The organism is Bradyrhizobium iriomotense, from assembly GCF_018130765.1.
Taxonomy (GTDB): domain Bacteria; phylum Pseudomonadota; class Alphaproteobacteria; order Rhizobiales; family Xanthobacteraceae; genus Bradyrhizobium; species Bradyrhizobium iriomotense_A.
This window is the reverse complement of record NZ_JAFCJZ010000003.1, coordinates 234,535-251,734: the sequence shown is the minus strand read 5'-3', so window position 1 is coordinate 251,734 and position 17,200 is coordinate 234,535. Positions and strand designations below refer to the sequence as shown.

Annotated in this window: 20 protein-coding genes; 6 read left to right on the top strand and 14 right to left on the bottom strand. The window is 64.7% G+C overall.

The window, feature by feature from the left end; translation table 11 throughout:
* Positions 1-18: 18 nt before the first annotated feature.
* A complete protein-coding gene (locus JQ635_RS07390; RefSeq protein WP_211409207.1) occupies positions 19-372 on the bottom strand; it encodes a diacylglycerol kinase in 354 nt (117 codons plus the stop codon).
* 4 nt (positions 373-376) lie between these two features.
* Entirely contained in the window at positions 377-1,765 is a 1,389-nt protein-coding gene (locus JQ635_RS07385; protein WP_211409206.1) for a class II 3-deoxy-7-phosphoheptulonate synthase, read from the bottom strand.
* Between the two features lie 180 nt (positions 1,766-1,945).
* Between JQ635_RS07385 and JQ635_RS07380 the strand changes: the two genes are divergently transcribed.
* The gene (locus tag JQ635_RS07380) at positions 1,946-2,842 is read left to right on the top strand and encodes an alpha/beta hydrolase family protein (RefSeq protein ID WP_211409205.1); all 897 of its coding nucleotides are present in this window, start codon (positions 1,946-1,948) and stop codon (positions 2,840-2,842) included.
* Positions 2,843-2,845: 3 nt separating this feature from the next.
* Here JQ635_RS07380 and JQ635_RS07375 read toward each other — a convergent pair whose 3' ends face one another.
* Together JQ635_RS07375 and JQ635_RS07370 are read right to left on the bottom strand one after the other, a co-directional pair.
* Positions 2,846-3,109, bottom strand: coding sequence for a hypothetical protein (locus tag JQ635_RS07375; protein WP_211409204.1), 264 nt, complete (start codon positions 3,107-3,109; stop codon positions 2,846-2,848).
* A gap of 187 nt (positions 3,110-3,296) precedes the next feature.
* Positions 3,297-4,781 (bottom strand): aldehyde dehydrogenase family protein, encoded by a 1,485-nt coding sequence (locus tag JQ635_RS07370; RefSeq protein ID WP_211409451.1) that lies wholly within the window; start codon positions 4,779-4,781, stop codon positions 3,297-3,299.
* Between the two features lie 113 nt (positions 4,782-4,894).
* Between JQ635_RS07370 and JQ635_RS07365 the strand changes: the two genes are divergently transcribed.
* Both JQ635_RS07365 and JQ635_RS07360 read left to right on the top strand, forming a co-directional pair.
* Positions 4,895-5,977, top strand: coding sequence for a substrate-binding domain-containing protein (locus JQ635_RS07365; protein ID WP_211409203.1), 1,083 nt, complete (start codon positions 4,895-4,897; stop codon positions 5,975-5,977).
* Positions 5,978-6,051: 74 nt separating this feature from the next.
* On the top strand, positions 6,052-6,426 hold the full coding sequence (locus tag JQ635_RS07360) for a winged helix-turn-helix domain-containing protein (protein ID WP_211409202.1): 375 nt from the start codon (positions 6,052-6,054) through the stop codon (positions 6,424-6,426).
* Position 6,427: 1 nt separating this feature from the next.
* Here JQ635_RS07360 and JQ635_RS07355 read toward each other — a convergent pair whose 3' ends face one another.
* Together JQ635_RS07355 and JQ635_RS07350 are read right to left on the bottom strand one after the other, a co-directional pair.
* On the bottom strand, positions 6,428-6,805 hold the full coding sequence (locus JQ635_RS07355; RefSeq protein ID WP_211409201.1) for a hypothetical protein: 378 nt from the start codon (positions 6,803-6,805) through the stop codon (positions 6,428-6,430).
* Positions 6,806-6,906: 101 nt separating this feature from the next.
* On the bottom strand, positions 6,907-7,485 hold the full coding sequence (locus JQ635_RS07350; protein WP_211409200.1) for a hypothetical protein: 579 nt from the start codon (positions 7,483-7,485) through the stop codon (positions 6,907-6,909).
* 162 nt (positions 7,486-7,647) lie between these two features.
* Here JQ635_RS07350 and JQ635_RS07345 point away from each other — a divergent pair, with 162 nt between their 5' ends.
* A complete protein-coding gene (locus tag JQ635_RS07345) occupies positions 7,648-8,586 on the top strand; it encodes a LysR family transcriptional regulator (protein WP_211409199.1) in 939 nt (312 codons plus the stop codon).
* 16 nt (positions 8,587-8,602) lie between these two features.
* Here the strand turns inward: JQ635_RS07345 and JQ635_RS07340 are convergent, their stop codons facing one another.
* Genes JQ635_RS07340 through JQ635_RS07325 form a run of 4 tightly spaced genes read right to left on the bottom strand, consistent with a single transcriptional unit; the run spans position 8,603 to position 10,671 of the window.
* A complete protein-coding gene (locus JQ635_RS07340; protein WP_211409198.1) occupies positions 8,603-9,187 on the bottom strand; it encodes a TIGR00645 family protein in 585 nt (194 codons plus the stop codon).
* Positions 9,188-9,221: 34 nt separating this feature from the next.
* Positions 9,222-9,854, bottom strand: coding sequence for a TerC family protein (locus JQ635_RS07335; protein WP_211409197.1), 633 nt, complete (start codon positions 9,852-9,854; stop codon positions 9,222-9,224).
* Complete coding sequence (locus JQ635_RS07330; protein WP_211409196.1) at positions 9,851-10,213, bottom strand: hypothetical protein; 363 nt, start codon at positions 10,211-10,213, stop codon at positions 9,851-9,853. The genes JQ635_RS07335 and JQ635_RS07330 overlap by 4 nt, the downstream gene beginning before the upstream one ends.
* A 2-nt stretch (positions 10,214-10,215) precedes the next feature.
* Positions 10,216-10,671, bottom strand: a complete 456-nt coding sequence (locus JQ635_RS07325; protein ID WP_211409195.1) for a TerB family tellurite resistance protein — start codon at positions 10,669-10,671, stop codon at positions 10,216-10,218.
* Positions 10,672-11,222: 551 nt separating this feature from the next.
* On the opposite strand from JQ635_RS07325, the gene JQ635_RS07320 reads away from it, so the two are divergent.
* Both JQ635_RS07320 and JQ635_RS07315 read left to right on the top strand, forming a co-directional pair.
* Positions 11,223-11,408: a hypothetical protein gene (locus JQ635_RS07320; protein ID WP_026312396.1), complete on the top strand. Its 186-nt coding sequence runs from the start codon at positions 11,223-11,225 to the stop codon at positions 11,406-11,408.
* 349 nt (positions 11,409-11,757) lie between these two features.
* The gene (locus JQ635_RS07315) at positions 11,758-12,897 is read left to right on the top strand and encodes a hypothetical protein (protein WP_211409194.1); all 1,140 of its coding nucleotides are present in this window, start codon (positions 11,758-11,760) and stop codon (positions 12,895-12,897) included.
* 47 nt (positions 12,898-12,944) lie between these two features.
* Here the strand turns inward: JQ635_RS07315 and JQ635_RS07310 are convergent, their stop codons facing one another.
* The 4 genes from JQ635_RS07310 to rpiA all read right to left on the bottom strand — a co-directional run bounded on the left by JQ635_RS07310 (position 12,945) and on the right by rpiA (position 17,103).
* Positions 12,945-14,141, bottom strand: a complete 1,197-nt coding sequence (locus JQ635_RS07310) for an FAD-dependent monooxygenase (RefSeq protein ID WP_211409193.1) — start codon at positions 14,139-14,141, stop codon at positions 12,945-12,947.
* 245 nt (positions 14,142-14,386) lie between these two features.
* Positions 14,387-15,775 carry a glutathione-disulfide reductase gene (gor, locus tag JQ635_RS07305; RefSeq protein ID WP_211409192.1) on the bottom strand — a complete coding sequence of 463 codons (1,389 nt, stop codon included), beginning with the start codon at positions 15,773-15,775 and terminating at the stop codon, positions 14,387-14,389.
* A 60-nt stretch (positions 15,776-15,835) separates the two neighbouring features.
* On the bottom strand, positions 15,836-16,387 hold the full coding sequence (locus JQ635_RS07300; RefSeq protein ID WP_211409191.1) for a DUF2059 domain-containing protein: 552 nt from the start codon (positions 16,385-16,387) through the stop codon (positions 15,836-15,838).
* Between the two features lie 11 nt (positions 16,388-16,398).
* Positions 16,399-17,103 (bottom strand): ribose-5-phosphate isomerase RpiA, encoded by a 705-nt coding sequence (gene rpiA / locus JQ635_RS07295; protein WP_211409190.1) that lies wholly within the window; start codon positions 17,101-17,103, stop codon positions 16,399-16,401.
* Between the last annotated feature and the right edge of the window lie 97 nt (positions 17,104-17,200).

Sequence of the window (17,200 nt, the reverse complement as noted above, 5' to 3'; positions counted from 1 at the left end):
GGCCCTTTTCAATTTTCGTCAGACGAAACCCAGCCGCTCGACGATGGCAAAGATCCAGAACGCGCCCGCCATGAGTAGCGCCACACCAACGGCAGCCGAGCCCATGTCCTTGACGCGCCCGATCTGCTTGTCGTGATCCATGGTCAGGCGGTCGGCGAGCTTCTCGATCGCGGTGTTGAGCAGCTCAACCGTCAGCACGAACGCGACCGCACAAATCAACTCGACCGCACGCATCGCTGTCGCGCCGATGAACCAGGCCACCGGCAGCGACACGAGGAGCGCAAATATCTCCTCGCGGATGGCCTGCTCCGAGCGGAACGCAAAAGCCAGACCGTTGCGGGAATTGATCGTGGCCTTCCAGATTCGCAGCAAGGTATCAGAGCCCCGCTGCGACCGGCATCGGCTTGGTCTTGCCGGCGCGCTCCTGCTTGAGCAGCTCGGCGACCAGGAAGGCCATGTCGATGGATTGCTCGGCATTGAGGCGGGGATCGCAGACCGTGTGGTAGCGATCGTTGAGATCCTCGTCCGTGATCGCGCGGGCGCCGCCGAGACATTCGGTGACGTCCTTGCCGGTCATCTCCAGATGCACGCCGCCGGCATGGGTGCCTTCGGCCGCGTGGATCGCGAAGAACGACTTCACCTCGGAGAGGATCCGGTCGAACGGGCGCGTCTTGTAGCCCGTCGTGGAGGTGATGGTGTTGCCGTGCATGGGATCGCACGACCAGACCACCACTTTGCCCTCGCGCTTCACGGCGCGAATCATGTTCGGCAGATGCTCGCCGACCTTGTCCGAGCCGAAGCGCCCGATCAGCGTCAGCCGGCCCGGCTCGTTGTCGGGGTTGAGTACGTCGATCAGCTTCAACAGTTCGTCGGGCTTCAGCGACGGGCCGCACTTCAGCCCGATCGGGTTCTTGATGCCGCGGAAATATTCGATGTGGCCGTGATCGAGCTGCCGGGTGCGATCACCGATCCAGATCATGTGGCCCGAAGTCGCGTACCAGTCGCCGGTGGTGGAATCGACGCGGGTCATGGCCTGCTCGTAGCCGAGCAGCAGCGCCTCGTGGCTGGTGTAGAAATCGGTCGAGCGAAGCTCGGGATGGGCCTCGAGATCGAGGCCGCAGGCGCGCATGAAATTGAGCGCGTCCGAGATGCGATCGGCCAGCTCCTTGTAGCGCCGGGACTGCGGTGAATCCTTGAGGAAGCCGAGCATCCATTGGTGCACGCTGCCGAGATTGGCGTAGCCGCCGGTCGCGAAGGCGCGCAGCAGGTTCAGCGTCGCGGCCGACTGGCGATAGGCCATCAGCTGGCGCTGCGGATCCGGCACGCGCGCTTCCTTGGTGAAGGCGATGTCGTTGACGATGTCGCCGCGATAGCTCGGCAGCTCGACGCCATCAACCTTCTCGGTCGGCGACGACCGCGGTTTTGCAAATTGTCCGGCGATGCGGCCGACCTTTACCACCGGCACCGCGCCGGCATAGGTCAGCACCACCGCCATCTGCAGCAGCACGCGGAAGAAGTCGCGGATGTTGTTGGCGCCGTGCTCGGCAAAGCTCTCGGCACAGTCGCCGCCCTGGAGCAGGAAGGCCTCGCCGGCCGCAACGCGGCCCAGGGCCTTCTTCAGATTGCGCGCCTCACCCGCGAACACCAGCGGCGGAAAGGTTGCAAGCTGCGCCTCGACGTCGGCCAGAGCCTTGGCGTCGGGATAATCGGGCACCTGTAGCACCGGCTTGCTGCGCCAGGACTCGGGCGTCCACCGCTCGGACATCGCAATCTCTCCGTGAAGCAAAAAGCACAACCTGATCTAAGGGTTGCGAGGGCCGCCTTATACACAGGCTGGCGCGACATCGCCAGTTGTAAATCCGTTTCGCACTGCAAACCCTTGCAGGGAAAGCCAAATTCGCATTTGCTGGGATGGCTAGGAAAACTGGCAGGACAGCTTCTGCCCATGGACGCGGCGCGCGACGACGTTTTCATCGACGAGATCAGCTTCCCGGCGACCGACGGGTATGCGCTGGCCGGCACCCTGTTCCTGCCGCGCGGCGCCAAGCGCCACGCCGTCCTGATCAATTCGGCCACCGCCGTGCCGCGAAAGATCTATCGCGGCTTTGCGTCCTATCTCGCCCATCGCGGCTGCGCGGTCCTCACCTATGACTACCGCGGCATCGGCGACTCCCGGCTGCCAGCGATGGTCGGCTACAACCAGCCGAAATCGCTGGTCGGCTTCAAGGCCTCGATGTCGGACTGGGCCGCGCTCGACGTTACCGCCGCCGTGCGCTGGATGCGCGAGCGTTACAACACTCTGCCCCTTGCCTATATCGGCCATTCCTACGGCGGCCAGGCGCTCGGGCTGATCGAGAACAACAGCGAGATTTCCCGCGCCGCCTTCGTGGCCTCGCAGGCCGCGACCTGGCGGCTGATGACCTCGCCGGAGAAATACCGCGTCTACGCCTTCATGAACCTCATTGGCGTGCCGCTGGCCCACGCATTCGGTTACGCGCCGGGCTGGGCCGGCATCGGCGAGGATCTGCCCAAGGGCGTCTTCCTGCAATGGGCCGAGTGGGTCCGGATGCCGCGCTATCTGTTCGATTCAAAGCTGCCCGCGCTGGACAATTTCGCGAAGTTTAGGGGCGAGCTGCGCGCGCTGTGTTTCTCCGACGATCCCTGGGCGACACGGCCCGCGGTCGAGCTGCTCACGGGCGGCTTCACTGCGATCAAGCCGGAGGTGTTGACGGTGAAGCCCTCCGACGTCGGCGCCAAGGCCATCGGCCATTTCGGCTTCTTCCGCCCCGAGCACCGCGACACGCTGTGGCGTGGGCTTGCGGAGTGGATCCAGGGGGAATGAGGGTCAGCGAATGATCGTCGTCAGCGACGAGTAACGCCTGTTCGGCTTTGCGTCGCTCGGCGCAAACTGCGCGAAGGCGTCGCTGACGCGGACCGCCGGCGGCGTGTCGCTCGCGAACCGAAACTCCTTCGGCTTGGGTGCATAGAAGCCGGCGCGGTAATAGGCGTCGTCGAAGCGCGGCTCGCCGACGCCGAACACTGCGTCGCAGGCGAACAGGAGCGCGTAGACTCCCGCAACCGCCACGACGATCTCCCTGAAGATTGACATGATAATGCCCTGCCCTGTTGCGGGCAGGATGCAGGCCGGTTCCAAAGCTCTGGTTTAAGGCGCCGTGCTTCTTGTCGGGAGGGTTTGCGGCCGCTGAGCCGAATGCAGACAATTTTATCGATCTCGAAAAAAGAGCCCGCCTGACCGGACGATCAGGCGGGCCCAGGATTGGCCGATCGGGAGGTAATCAGACGGCCAGATTCATCCAGACAGCCTTGGGCTCGGTGAAATTGTCGAGTGCGGCGGTGCCGTGCTCGCGGCCGAGCCCGGAGTCGCGCTCGCCGCCCCAGGGCAGGCGCACGTCGGTGTAGCCATAGGTGTTCATCCAGACCGTGCCGGCGCGCGCCCTCTTGGCGAAGCGCTGCAGCTTGCCGATGTCGCGGCTCCAGACGCCCGCAGCGAGGCTGTAGGCTGTGCCGTTGGCGATCCGCAGCGCATCGGCCTCGTCCCTGAACTTGATGACGCTGACGACGGGGCCGAAGATCTCCTCCTGCGAGATCCGCATCTCGTGCGCCACGCCCGCGAACACAGCGGGGCTGATGAAGTAGCCGCGCTCGCCGACCCGCGTCCCGCCGGTGACGAGGCTCGCGCCCTCCCTCCGGCCGATAGCGACATAGTCGAGGATCGACTTCATCTGCTTCTCGGAGATGACGGGGCCGAGCGCCGTCTTGCGGTCGAGCGGATCGCCGATCCTGAGCGATTTCGCGCGTGCAGCCAGCCGCTCGACGACCTCGTCATAGGCCTTCTCCTGCACCAGCACGCGCGAGCCGGCCGAGCAGACCTGGCCGGCGTTGAAGAAGATGCCGGAGGCCGCCGCCTTGCTCGCTGCTTCGAGATCGGCATCGTCGAAAATGACATTGGCCGACTTGCCGCCGAGCTCGAGCGAGACGCGCTTGAAGTTGCTCGCCGCGCCCTTCATGATTCCGCGGCCCACACCGGGCGAGCCGGTGAAGGTGACCTTGTCGACGTCGGGGTGATTGACCAGCGCGTCGCCGACGACGCGGCCCGGACCCGTCACGACGTTGAAGACGCCTGCCGGAAGTCCTGCTTCGAGCGCGAGCTCGGCGATGCGCAGCGCCGACAGCGAGGTCAGCTCGGCCGGCTTCATCACGATCGTGCAGCCGCAGGCCAGCGCCGGCGCGAGCTTCCACATCCCGATCATCAGCGGGAAATTCCACGGCACGATCGCCGCGACCACGCCGACCGGCTCGCGCATGGTGTAGGTCAGCGCATCGTCGCGCACGGGCACGACATCGCCGCTGATCTTGTCGGCCCAGCCGGCGTAATAGATCAGCGTGTCCACGGCAGCCGGAAAGTCCTGGCGCATCGTTGCAGCAATGGGCTTGCCAGCATCGATCGACTCGAGCTCGATGATTTCCTCGGCGTTCCGCTTCAGCAGGTCCGCCCAGCGTAACAGGATCTGGCCGCGCTCGGAGGCGCGCATCGTCCGCCACGGACCTTCGAACGCCCGGCGCGCGGCGGCGACCGCATGTTCGACATCGGCCTCGCCGCCTTCGGCGAAGGTGGCGATGACCTGCCCGGTCGCAGGATTGAGGGATTTGAAGGTGCGGCCGGAGCTGGCGGGGACGCGGCGGCCGTCGATGAGCAGATGCTGTGGCCGGCCCATGAATTCGGTCGCCGGCGAATGCGCAAAGTCATATGCAACTGACATCATATTTCCTCCTGTTCTGGTATGCCAGACTAGGCGCCTATTGGCTGGAGTAAATATGATATGATCTGCAAATGGACGCCGAATATATGAAGCCAAGTTCATAAGGAACGCCAATGCTGCAGATCGAGATCGAGGCTGTCTGGCGGTTTCGCCGCGAGGGCAGCCCGCGCACCGTCGCCGTCATGCTCGGCGTGCTCAACGAAATCCGGAAGACCGGCAAGATCACGAGCGCGGCCAACGACGCGCATCTGTCCTACCGCCATGTCTGGAATCTCATCGAGCAATGGTCGGAGTTCTTCGGCACACCGCTGGTCGAGACCCAGCGCGGCAAGGGCTCAAAACTTACGCCGTTCGGCGAGCGGCTGGTGTGGGCGGGCGAGCGCATGCAGGCGCGGCTCGGGCCACAGCTCGACAATTTGGCCCAGGAGCTCGCCAGCGAGATCAAGCCGTTCCTCGAGCAGCGCCCCGCGGTGATCCGCGTGCACGCAAGCCACGGCTTTGCGGTCGCAAAGCTGCGCGAATTCCTCGACCGCGAGCCCGGCATCGGCGTGGACTTGCGCTATGTCAGCAACCAGCATTCGCTGGTCTCGCTGGCGCAAGGCGCCTGCGACCTCTCCGGCCTGCATCTGCCGCACGGCGCGCTACGCGCACAAGGCATCAAGGCCGCGCGCGAATGGCTCGATCCGCGCGAGGATCGCATCATCAGCTTCGTCACCCGCGAGATGGGCCTGATGGTCGCGCGCGGCAATCCGCTGCGCATCGCCTCGCTTCACGACCTCACCAAACCGAACGTCCGTTTCGTCAACCGCGACCATGATTCCGGCACGCGGCTGCTGTTCGACCAGTTGCTCGCCGCAAACGGCATCGACGAGAGTAGAATCAACGGCGCGCAGCAGATCGAGTTCACCCACGCCGCGGTCGCGGCCTATGTCGCAAGCGGCATGGCGGATGCGTGCTTCGGCGTCGAGGCCGCCGCCCGCCAGTTCGGCCTCGACTTCATCCGCATCCTCACCGAGGATTATTTCTTCGTCTGCAAGCGCGCCTTTCTCGATACCGCGCCGATGCAGCGCATCCTCGAGATCATCCGCAGCGCCGATTTTCGCGCCGCCGTCGCCACCCTGCCCGGCTACGTGCCGTCGGATACGGGTACCGTGACCGGCGTGAAGGCGTTTCTGGAGATGCACGCCGTGCGGTGATGAATGCGCCCTCACCTTGTCGGCGATGGGCAAGAGTGGCAATCTCGTCGGGCAAAGTCCAAGAGATACCAATCATGTCGCGCGCGAGCGCCAAATCGCTTCCCCAATTGAGCCTTCGCATCGACCTCGACGGCGAGGACCGGATCGGCCCCGGCAAGATCGAGCTGCTTGAGCAGATCCGCGAGCACGGCTCGATCTCGGCGGCCGGCCGCGCCATGGACATGTCCTACAAGCGGGCCTGGGACCTCGTCGACGAGATCAAGCGCATCTGCGGGCATCCCGTGGTCGAGCCGCAGGCCGGCGGCAAGAACGGCGGCGGCGCAATGCTGACTCCCTTCGGTGAAAAGCTTGTTGCGCGCTACCGCAAGATCGAGCGCGACGCCGCGCGCGCGGTGCACAAGGAGCTGATGGCGCTCAGGAGCGACATCGCCCGTTCGCGGAAGTCTTGACCTAATTCGGCCTTACCGCCACCTCTGGCATCGGCTGCGTGAGTGCCTCACCCAGCAGGCTCTGTTCCGCCTTCGGGATCGAGAAGCGGACCTTGAAGCCGTCTTCGGTCTGCAGCGTGATGATGCGCTGGGTCGTGTCGGTCGATTGCTCCAGCACCCAGGACGCCAGCGGATAGGCGTAGCGCAGGCGCTGGTCGCCGTAACGCGCCCTCAGCGCCGTCTCGAGCAATCCGGGCAGCGTCATGATGAGGGCGCCGACCTGGTTGAGCGAGACGCTGACGGCCGCGGGATTGCCCGTCACGTCCTCGAAGCCCAGCGAGATCGCGCCGCCGTCGGCTGCCACCTCGCAGGTCGTGAGCGATCTGACCTTGATTTCCATCGAGAACTCCGGAGCGCAGTTCCGCTATATCCTATAAGATATAGCGATGAGTGCGATCAGGTCCAGCCGGTTCTTTTGGAATATCTCGAACCGGCGGCCGTTCAGATCAGCGGCTCGTCCTTCAGCGCCGACACCACCTGCTCGCCGCGCTCGGTCAGGCGATAGGTCACCAGCGGCCGGCTCGATGGCGGCTTGCGATCGATCTCGACGATGTAGCCGCGCACCATCAGCGCTTCGAAGCTGCCGTAATAGCCGAACATGCTGATCTGGTTCTGCTTGAGCAGCTTGAACTCGCGCAAGAGGCGGATCTCGTTGCCCGAGAGCAGCGATCGCCGCACGCGCTGCACGAACCGCGCGCGCTGCTCGAACCAGGCCTGATCCGGCAATTCTTGCGCGGCCGGTGCCGGGTCGCGCTCGCAGGGGCGCGCCTCCGGCGTGGCGTCGGCCATCACCTGCGGCAGGCACGGCATGCTGCTGACGACCGCTTCCCTGGCGACATCGAGCAAGGCGATCGGCCAGCGCCGCTTGTTGTCCACCATGACCGGCGGCGGCACGACGTTGTCGCGCACCAATTGCTCGAAACGGCCGGCGGTCACGCCGACATAGGCGGCCGCCCGACGGCGGTCGACCAGACGGGTGTCCGGCCCGTGCTCCAGCTCGCAAGCAATGTTCTCGTTCACCCCGAAATCCCCTGGCGCCGCGTTGCGCAAGGCATGGCGTCTTCCCGGCAGGGCCGGCCAAGCCGGCGGCGAACCTAGGGGTGAGTAGCGTTCTCGAAAAGCAGAGAATTTCGTACATGTTGCTGCCGTTTCGGCAACGGCTATAGTCGGGCTGGGGGTCCCATGCGCTTTCACTCGCCTTCCATCCAGTACTTCCACGCGGTCCGCCGCACCGGCTCGATCCGGGCCGCAGCGCGCGTCCTGAACGTTGCCTCCTCGGCCGTCAGCCGCCAGATTCTCAAGCTTGAGCAAGAGGTTGGATCACCCCTGTTCGAGCGCAATGCGCGCGGGCTGACGCTGACGACGGTCGGCGAGATGCTGGCCCGGCACGTCATGAACGTGCTCCAGGATCTCGACCGCTTCCGCTCGGACGTCGCGTCCCTGTCCGGCGCCTGGAGCGGCACCGTCAGCATCGCCTGCATCGAATCGCTGACGGAATCCGTGCTGCCGGATCTGATCGCGTCCCACCGCGGCCGGGCCAGGCGCGTCAGCTTCACCACCGAGGTGAAGGGATCCTCCGACGTGCTGGAGTCCTTAAGCCGCGGCGAAGCCGACATCGGCATTGCCATGGCGCTCCGCCATCCGCCGGACCTGCGGCAGGTCGCGTTGAAGCGGTTTCGCCTCGGCGCCGTGGTCGCCCGCGAGCATCCGCTGGCGCGCCGCAAGACGGTGACGCTGGAGCAATGCCTCGCCTTCCCCGTCATCAACGCGCTGCCGGAATTGTCGATCTATCATCTGCTGCAGCCGCTGATCGCACAGCTCTCGGAGACGCCGGAGCCGGCGATCCAGGCCAACTCGATCGACCTGATGCGTGAGCTCGCCGCGCGCGGCGTCGGCGTCGCCTTCCAGACCCAGCTCGGCATCGGCCGCCTGTCGCGCGACAGCCAGCTCGTCTTCCTCCCGCTCGACAATGCCGGCAGCCCGGTCTGGTCCGATCTCGGCATCTATGTCCGTGCCGAGCGCACCCTGCCCGCCTATACCGAGTCCTTCCTTCAGGAGCTGGTGCGGGAGCTCGGCGAGCGCGAGCGTCGGGAGAACGCGGCCTATCCCCAGACGCAGTGATGTCCAGGCGCCCCGTTCAGCCGTGGCTTGCGCCCTTGCGGTGACCGTTGTCGCCGAGGCGGTCGACCCAGGCGATGCCGATCGCGGAGATGATGAAGGTCAGGTGGATCAGGACCTGCCACATCACGCCGCTCTCGGTGAAATTGCTGCGCGTGGTGCCGAGATTGCCGGCCTCGATGAAGGTCCGCAGCAGCGAGATCGAGGAGATGCCGATGATCGCCATCGCCAGCTTGATCTTGAGTACGCTGGCGTTGACATGGCTGAGCCATTCCGGCTCGTCGGGATGGCCGCTCAGGTTGAGCCGGGAGACGAACGTCTCGTAACCGCCGACGATCACCATCACCAGCAGGTTCGAGATCATGACGACGTCGATCAGCCCGAGCACGACCAGCATGATCTGCTGCTCGCTGGCGTCGAAGGAATGCACGACCAGGTGCCAGAGCTCTTTCAGGAACAGCAGCACGTAGACGCCCTGTGCGATGATCAGGCCGACATAGAGCGGCACCTGCAGCCAGCGCGAGCCGAAGATTAGCTGCGCGAACGGGCCGATTTCCGGCCGCGGCGACGGCGCAGCCGAAGGTGCTGTGGATTCAGACGTCATTGATCACTCCGGAGTGCAGGCAGGACGCGTCCGCTTAGAGACTCGCGATCACGGGCGCAAGCTCGAGCGAGCCGCGATAGATCATCTCGAAGGCGACGTAAACGATGATGGCGAGACCGACATAGGCGATCCAGCGCTGCTTCTGCAGCACCCGGCCGAGCAAATCGGCGGCAACGCCCATCATCGCGACCGACAACAGCAGGCCGAAGGCCAGGATGTAGGGATGCTCGCGTGCGGCGCCCGCGACCGCGAGCACGTTGTCGAGCGACATCGAGACGTCGGCGGCAACGATCTGCACCGCCGCCTGGCCAAAAGTCTTCTGCGCCGGCGCAGCACTCGCGCCACCATGGCTGAACGCGAGCTGGCTCGAATGCGCGGAATGCTCGCGCAGCTCGCGCCACATCTTCCAGCAGACCCAGAGCAGCAGCACGCCACCGGCGAGCAGAAGGCCGATCACCTGCAACAGCTGGGTCGCGACGCCGGCAAACACGATACGCAGCGCGGTTGCGGCGGCAATGCCGACGATGATGGCACGCCGGCGCTGCCCGGCCGGAAGGCCGGCGGCGGCAAGGCCGATGACGACGGCGTTGTCGCCGGCAAGCACGAGGTCGATCAGGACGACCTGAAGCAGCGCACTCAGCGCGTCGGCGGTGATGAATTCAGTCATGGCTGATCATTTTTCGGTGTGGACGGATCGAGCCAATGCGGCTTGCGCCGCTCGATCCAGTCGAAGACCTTTGAACGGGAAGAGCGCAGCGCCGGCACGTCCTCGGCGAGCAACGCAAGGCCAAGCGGCAGCATCCAGACGCCGAGCACTGGCAGGAACGAGAGCACGCCGCCCACGACGAGCAGCCCGCCCGAGGGAATCCGCACCCAGCGGCTGGAGGGCTTGAGCAGATAGGTGACGGTGTCGCCCATGCGCGGCGGCAGGCGATGGACAAGCTTGTCGAGGCGCGGATCGCCGCCGGCCATCTGGCTGGCGGCGCCCGCGGTCCCGGTCGTGTGCTCATCCGATGCTGTGCTCATGCTCACTCCTTTGGGGCGGTGCTCACCGCACCCGGCCCGACCTGCTTTGCGCGCGGCAGCACCAGCGTCAAAAGCCGCAGCAGCTTGATCGCCTGCACCTCATGGGGATGCACGTCCTCGTCCGCGGCCGCGACGCGTTCCGACAGCTCGATCAGATGCGATGACAGCGGCATGTTCGAAACCGGCCGCAGCGTGTCGATCACCACGTTGGCAAAGTCCGGCTCCTCCAATCGTTCCGCCAGTTCGTCGAACATCGAAAGCAGCCGCTCGTCGCCGACATGCGGCGCCAATCCGCGATCCCTGATGAAGCGGATCACCTCGTCACGCTCGACCGGCGAGACGCGCCGGTCGGCCACCGCGACCAGCGCGCCGGCAATGACCAGCGCCACCGCAGCCTGCTCGTTCAGGCTGGACGGTTCGGTGATCTCGATCGGATTTGAGAATTTGGCGTCAGACATCGTTGCTCCTCGTTTTGCGCAAATGCCCGCGCGGAGCTGCGATGGGGACGACGGGTCGGAAGGAACTCGAGAGGGCCCGACGATCAGCCGATCCATCGCATTCGCGCGGGACAGGTCATCCGACATCGCGAGGTTTGCCGACATTTGTCGGCGTCCTCGCCAGAGGGGCCCGGATTCTTGTTCGCCTCAGAAATAAAGATGGGTCTGTCGGAATCAAGGCGACATGACTGCGACCAGCCGCCGCATCGGTTCCGTGTTGTCATGTTTGGTTAAGCAGTTGCGGGCTTACGCACCTGATCACATCGTCGCTGTCATCGCCCGCGCAGGCGGACGATCCAGTACTCCGAGACGTCCGTGACTATCGCGAAGCCGCGGCGTACTGGATTCCCCGCCTCCGCGGGGAATGACAGCGGAGTGTGGAGCACGCAGCTCACTCCCGCTCGACGAGATGCGCACGGGACGGTGAGCGAGCGCTCCTGCGCCGTCATAGCGCCCGCGCAAGCTTCGGCAGCGAAAAGGTCGTCCTGAGTTCGATGATCGCGGAGAGTCGCATGCATAGCATCACGTCCTGCACCGGCTGCGGCCATGCGCTTGTCCCGATGCTGACGGCCAAGGGCCGCGCGGAGCTGAGCTGCCTCTGGTGCGAAGGCATCGACGCGCGCGCGGTGGACATGGCGAAGTGGGCGGACAGCCCGTCCGGCAAGCCCGAGCGGATGGCTCGTCGGTCGTTCGAATGAGCGGCTTCGGACGCTGAGCCGGCGGCATCAGCCTGTCCCCGAGGCTCGCGGGGGCTGCATGCCCTTTGCAGGACATGCCGACAAATTAGACAAGATACACCCCTGCACCGGACTTGCGGGCTTTGCCAGCAGGCTCGGACCGGTTGCTAAACGTGTTCTCTAACCTCAGGCGCAATCTCGATTTTTTTCGCGCCTCGTGAAGCCGGAGAGCGCGCGCGCTGCGCCGCGCGCTGACTGGCCCAAAATTCGCAAGACAGCATCAGGCCTGATTCCCTGCCCTCCCGCGACAAGGAGCAGCATGATTGCGCGCGCCCAGCTCCGGGATGACGCTCTCAAATCGGAGAATGCCATGAACGTGCATGCTGCCGGCGATCTCAAATTTACTGGCCTCACCCGTCCGGATGGCTCCCCTCTTCGCCTCAACGATCAGGACTTTGTCGCGATCGATCGCGACAAGAATGCGAAGTTCGAGGCAACCTACCGGCCGCAGGCGCTCTACAACCGCGCCAACGAGGGCTTTCACGCCAACAACGAGACCTTCCTGCTGCACGAGGTCGCGACCAACCTGCCGATCTACCGGCCCGACACCGGCCCCACCGATTTTCACCTTCATCTGCCGCCGGGCGGCTTCCAGCTTGTGCTGGTCACCTCGGGCGCGTTCACCTTCGACTATGACGGCCGCTTCTACAATGTCGGCCCCGGCGCCGTGATGCTGCAAAGCGCGATCGTGCATCGCCAGCTGTTCTACACCTGGTCGGGCCTGTCGACCGAAGAGAACTTGAGGACACCGCAGACAATCGTGCCTGATCCGATCTCGATGGGCTATTCCGGCAAATTCCTCGAAGCCTTCATCACCGATCCCACCACCTTTCCGAACCCGACCATCGTCGGTCCGGACCAGATCAATGAGGCCGAGACGCCGCGCGTGGCCTGGAGCCATCCGCTGCACAACCGGCCCGCCGATGCCGGCTTCTGGCTGCAGGATCCCCTGGCGCTGGACGCGCTGTTCAAGCCGCTCACCGACGGTTCGGTCAAATCGGCGATGCCGGTTTACGTGCGCGATATCGGCATCGAAGTGCCGAGCGGTCATCTCGTCACCGGCCACATCATCGCAACCGACCCGCACGGCCATTCACTGCTGCCCAAGAGCACGTCGATCGCCGCAGACGCCAGCCGTTTTGCCAAGGGCGAGGTCGTGATCTATCGCGTCATTCGCGGCACGGCCGAGTTCAGGAAGAAGTCCGGCGAGGGCTTTGAACTCTCTGCCGGCGACGTGGTGACGGCAGGCAAGGAGTCGATCAGCCTCATTGGCATCGGCGAAAACACCCAGGTGCTGCGGCTCGGCCTGCTCAAGGGCATGAACGAGCTACGCAGCTGGACGCCGACACAGCGCGACGAGATCGACGGCCTCGCCGGTCAGATCATCACCCACAAGGACGTCCGCCCCCTCCGCACCGAAGGCAAGCCGGTCGGATATTTGTACGGTTAGACGGTTCGCAGCTGGGCGCCGAGGTCTTCTTCAGTTGGAATTGGAGCTCAGGACCCGCTGTAGGTGCGGCCGAACCAACGCGCGTAATCCGGGTCGTTGATCATCCGGTCAAGCCGCGCCCGGCGCAAGCGATGGGCGAAGTCCTGCTTTTCTGTCATCCCACCCTGCTCCGCAGGCCCGGTGTGGAGAAGGCCGAGCACCCAATTTGAGAACTCCTGATAGCGCCAGATGTCCGGAAGCCGCGAAGCCGTGTAACCTTTGAGGCGGTCGCCGCTGGCGGCATCGCCGTAACGCTCACATAGGCCAGCCGCGAGTTCGACCGCATCCTGAATAGCCATGTTCATGCCCTTGGCGCCCGCTGGCGTCACCATATGAGCGGCATCACCGGCGAGGAATATACGCCCCAACTGCATCGGCTCGCGCACGCGAACGCGCAGATCGAGGAAATCCCGCTCGATGAGATCGCCGCGAACCAGGGGCGGTTGACCGGGAATTGCCATGCGCTCTTCCAGCTCTGCCCAAACACGTTCGTCGGGCCAGTCGGCAACCGTGTCGGTAACAGGCACTTCCAGATAGTATCGCGTCGACGTCGCAGAGCGCCGAAACTGTCCTGCGAACCCTTTGGGATGCAGTGCATAAACCGTGCGGGGGCTCGGCGGGGCAATTGCAGCGATTATCGCAAGCCAGCGGAAGGGGTGGGCAATATCGAACGTCTTGAACCCCGCTGCGCGCGCGACCAGACTTCCGGCGCCGTCGCAGCCCACGACAGCTTCGGCACGGATGGTGAAAGGTTCACCATTCGCTGCAGTAACCGCCCGCACCTCAACATCCGTGTCGTTCTGAGCAACGTCGACAACCCTAACCCCAAAACGGATCTGACCGCCCTTCGCGACAAGTGCATCGGCCCAGTCGCCTACAAGCTCCTGTTGCGGGTAGATGTAGTGGCCCTGACCATCATCGCTGGGAGCCCCGTAGTTGCAGACGATAACTTCGCCATCGATCCGGAATTCGCAGGTGCCGTTGCGGCCTCCGCGCTCGATGATGGTGTCGGCAAGACCGAAGGGTCGGAGTGCGGCGACCGCGCGTTGCTCGATCAGTCCGGCTTTCGTCCGGCTGCGCAGCTCGCCCAATTGCTCACGTTCCAGGATCACGAACGAGATGTTCGACCTGTGAAGGATGTGGGCAAGCACAAGGCCTGCCGGACCAGCGCCGACGATGCACACCAACGCAGCGCCATTGACCATGCGTTCACCCCATCCAGCGGCGACCGGCATCCAAGCGCTGGGACATCGTCCAAGTGTATCAAGCGTACCAGGTGTCGAGAAGTCGAATTACCTCTACTGGCCCATCGCGACATACTGCGCTGCCGCACGAATTTGGTCGCTATAGGAGCAAAGCGGACACAGTCACCCGTACATGACGCCGCCGGGTCTATAGGTACATGGCCCAGCAAGAACGCGTTCGCTTGAGAGCCGCTCGTGCGCCGTCCCTACTCCGCCGCTTGACGCACATGGCGCGCGGTCGGGGTGCGCATGGTGACGAGCTCTTCGGCCGCGGTCGGATGCAGCGCGATGGTCGCATCGAAATCCGCCTTGGTGGCCTTCATCTTCACCGCGATCGCGACGGCTTGCGTGATCTCGGCTGCGGCATCACCGACAATGTGGCAGCCGAGCACGCGGTCGGTCGAGCCGTCGACCACGAGCTTCATCAGCACGCGGGTGTCGCGGCCGGACATCGTCGCCTTGATGGGGCGGAACGTCGTCTTGTAGATGTCGACGTGGCTGAACTGCGCGCGCGCCTCGGTTTCCGTCAAGCCAACCGTGCCGACCTCCGGCTGCGAGAACACGGCCGTCGGGATGTTGGCGTGATCGACCTGCACCTCGCGCTTGCCGAACACGGTGTCGGCAAACGCATGCCCCTCGCGGATCGCGACCGGCGTCAGGTTGTGGCGGTGGGTGACGTCGCCGATGCCATAGATGCTGTCGACCGAGCTCTTGGAGAAATGATCGACCGCGATGCCGCCATTCTTCAGATTGATGGCGACGCCGGCATTCTCCAGGCCGAGATTGGCGACGTTGGGATGGCGGCCGATCGCGAACATCACCTGGTCCGAGGCGATGCTCGAGCCGTTCGACAGATGGGTGGTGAAGTCCTCGCCATGGCGGTCGACCTTGGTCACCGTGCAGCCGGTGAGAATAGTGATGCCCTGCTTCTCCATCTCGGAGCGGACGTGAGCCCGCACGTCTTCGTCGAAGCCGCGCAAGATGTTGTCGCCGCGATAGATCACGGTGACGTCGGAGCCGTAGCCGGCAAAGATGCCGGCGAATTCCAGCGCGATGTAGCCGCCGCCCTGGATCACGATCCGCTTCGGCAGCTTCTTGAGATGAAACGCCTCGTTGGACGAGATCACGTGCTCGATGCCGGGAATCGCCGCGCCGTGGTTGGGCGCGCCGCCGGTGGCGATGAGGATGTATTTTGCGGTGATCTTCTTGTCGTCCGCGAGCAGGCGGACGGTGTGCTTGTCCTCGATCACCGCACGGCTCTTGACGATCCGCGCGCCCGACTTCTCGACATTCGTCGTGTAGGCCGCCTCCAGCCGCGCAATCTCCTTGTCCTTGTTGGCGATCAGCGTCGCCCAGTCGAAGCTCATGGACGGGATGGTCCAGCCGAAGCCTGCGGCGTCCTCGATCTCGTGACGGACATGCGAGCCGATCACGAACAGCTTCTTGGGCACGCAGCCGCGGATCACGCAGGTGCCGCCCATGCGGTACTCTTCCGCGATCATCACGCGGGCGCCGTGGCCGGCCGCGATGCGGGCGGCACGCACGCCGCCCGAGCCGCCACCGATGACGAAGAGGTCGACGTCGAATTCAGCCATTGTCCACTCCGACCTCTTTCAGGGAGTCCCGATCAGGTACCCGCTGTCAGATAGGTACTGTCAGATTTCCTTGCCACGCTTGCGCATTTCGGCGCGGAAGGCCCCCATGACGGTCTCGGAGAAGTTCTGGGCCCAGGAGTTCATGAAGGCCATGCTCAGCCCGATGGCGCGCGGCTCGGCCTCGATCAGCTTCTTGCCCAGCGGCGACTTGTAGAAGGTGACGAGATCCTTCAGCTCCTGCTCGGTGAACTCGCTGGCATAGATCTGCGCCATGCCTTCGCCGATCTCGTTCTGCCGGCCCTGGAGCTGTTGGGCCACGATCGGGGCGACCTCGTTGAGGTCCTTCTGGTAGTTGAGGTTCTGCTGCGTCAGCGCGATCTTGGTCTTCTCGACGAGGCCGGGCACGGCGCCCTGATACATCGCCGTGGCGTTCTTGATCTGCAGGATCTCCTTGGCCGCGGCAATCGCCGCCGGCGAGGCCTTCGGCTGGGCCGGCGCGGCGGGCGCCTTGGGCTGGGCCGGTGGAGCCTGCTGCGCCATCGCCGGGACTGCCGAGACGGCGAGACCAGCAGCAAGGGTCACGGCCGGCAACAATTTCAAAACGCTCTTCATTCCTAGTCTCCTTAGGGCTTTCGCCGTTCAATCACGCGGATTCCCTCGCCGCCGGCCAAAACAGCCGAGCTGGCCAAGCCGATAAACAATCCATGCTCGACGACGCCGGGAATCGCGCTCAACGCCTTGGCAAGGCAGGGGGGATCCGCAATACGTCCGAGCTGGGCATCGACGATCCAGTGGCCGCCGTCGGTGACGAAAACGTGGCCGTCCTTGGCCTTGCGGACCGCCATTTGCCCGGAAACGCCGCAGTCCGCAAATGCCTTCTCGATCGCGCGGCGCGTCGCACCAAGCCCGAACGGGATGACCTCGACCGGCAGCGGAAACTTGCCGAGCGTCGGCACCCATTTGCTGTCGTCGGCAATCACGATCATGCGATCCGAGGCGGCCGCCACGATCTTCTCGCGCAGCAGCGCGCCGCCGCCGCCCTTGATCAGATTGAGCTCGGGATCGATCTCGTCCGCGCCGTCGACGGTGATGTCGAGATGGTCGATCTCATCGAGCGTGGTCAGCTTCACGCCACAACGCTCAGCATCGGCCCGCGTCGCCTCGGAAGTCGGTACGCCGATCACCTTGAGCCCGGCGGCCACGCGCTCGCCGAGCAGCTCGACGAAGTGCTTTGCGGTCGAGCCGGTGCCGAGCCCGAGCTGCATGCCGTCACGCACCTCCTCAAGAGCACGCGCCGCCGCCTGCCGCTTCAACTGGTCCATATTCACGTTTGCGCCCGCCTCTGGCTTGAGAGTGCCGCCGGTATAGCTGCTTGCGGCGGCCTATGTAGCCTCGTTTTCCCCGCGGGAACAGGCCTCTGGGCCG

Excerpts from the sequence above, each read along its gene's own strand:
- JQ635_RS07385 (WP_211409206.1), bottom strand. The coding sequence starts at position 1,765 with ATGTCCGAGCGGTGGACGCCCGAGTCCTGGCGCAGCAAGCCGGTGCTA.
- JQ635_RS07365 (WP_211409203.1), top strand. The coding sequence starts at position 4,895 with ATGCTGCAGATCGAGATCGAGGCTGTCTGGCGGTTTCGCCGCGAGGGC.
- JQ635_RS07345 (WP_211409199.1), top strand. The coding sequence starts at position 7,648 with ATGCGCTTTCACTCGCCTTCCATCCAGTACTTCCACGCGGTCCGCCGC.
- JQ635_RS07330 (WP_211409196.1), bottom strand. The coding sequence starts at position 10,213 with ATGAGCACAGCATCGGATGAGCACACGACCGGGACCGCGGGCGCCGCC.
- JQ635_RS07340 (WP_211409198.1), bottom strand. The coding sequence starts at position 9,187 with ATGACGTCTGAATCCACAGCACCTTCGGCTGCGCCGTCGCCGCGGCCG.
- JQ635_RS07335 (WP_211409197.1), bottom strand. The coding sequence starts at position 9,854 with ATGACTGAATTCATCACCGCCGACGCGCTGAGTGCGCTGCTTCAGGTC.
- gor (WP_211409192.1), bottom strand. The coding sequence starts at position 15,775 with ATGGCTGAATTCGACGTCGACCTCTTCGTCATCGGTGGCGGCTCGGGC.
- JQ635_RS07360 (WP_211409202.1), top strand. The coding sequence starts at position 6,052 with ATGTCGCGCGCGAGCGCCAAATCGCTTCCCCAATTGAGCCTTCGCATC.
- JQ635_RS07315 (WP_211409194.1), top strand. The coding sequence starts at position 11,758 with ATGAACGTGCATGCTGCCGGCGATCTCAAATTTACTGGCCTCACCCGT.
- JQ635_RS07370 (WP_211409451.1), bottom strand. The coding sequence starts at position 4,781 with ATGTCAGTTGCATATGACTTTGCGCATTCGCCGGCGACCGAATTCATG.
- JQ635_RS07355 (WP_211409201.1), bottom strand. The coding sequence starts at position 6,805 with ATGGAAATCAAGGTCAGATCGCTCACGACCTGCGAGGTGGCAGCCGAC.
- JQ635_RS07310 (WP_211409193.1), bottom strand. The coding sequence starts at position 14,141 with ATGGTCAATGGCGCTGCGTTGGTGTGCATCGTCGGCGCTGGTCCGGCA.
- JQ635_RS07325 (WP_211409195.1), bottom strand. The coding sequence starts at position 10,671 with ATGTCTGACGCCAAATTCTCAAATCCGATCGAGATCACCGAACCGTCC.
- JQ635_RS07320 (WP_026312396.1), top strand. The coding sequence starts at position 11,223 with ATGCATAGCATCACGTCCTGCACCGGCTGCGGCCATGCGCTTGTCCCG.
- JQ635_RS07375 (WP_211409204.1), bottom strand. The coding sequence starts at position 3,109 with ATGTCAATCTTCAGGGAGATCGTCGTGGCGGTTGCGGGAGTCTACGCG.
- JQ635_RS07380 (WP_211409205.1), top strand. The coding sequence starts at position 1,946 with ATGGACGCGGCGCGCGACGACGTTTTCATCGACGAGATCAGCTTCCCG.
- JQ635_RS07300 (WP_211409191.1), bottom strand. The coding sequence starts at position 16,387 with ATGAAGAGCGTTTTGAAATTGTTGCCGGCCGTGACCCTTGCTGCTGGT.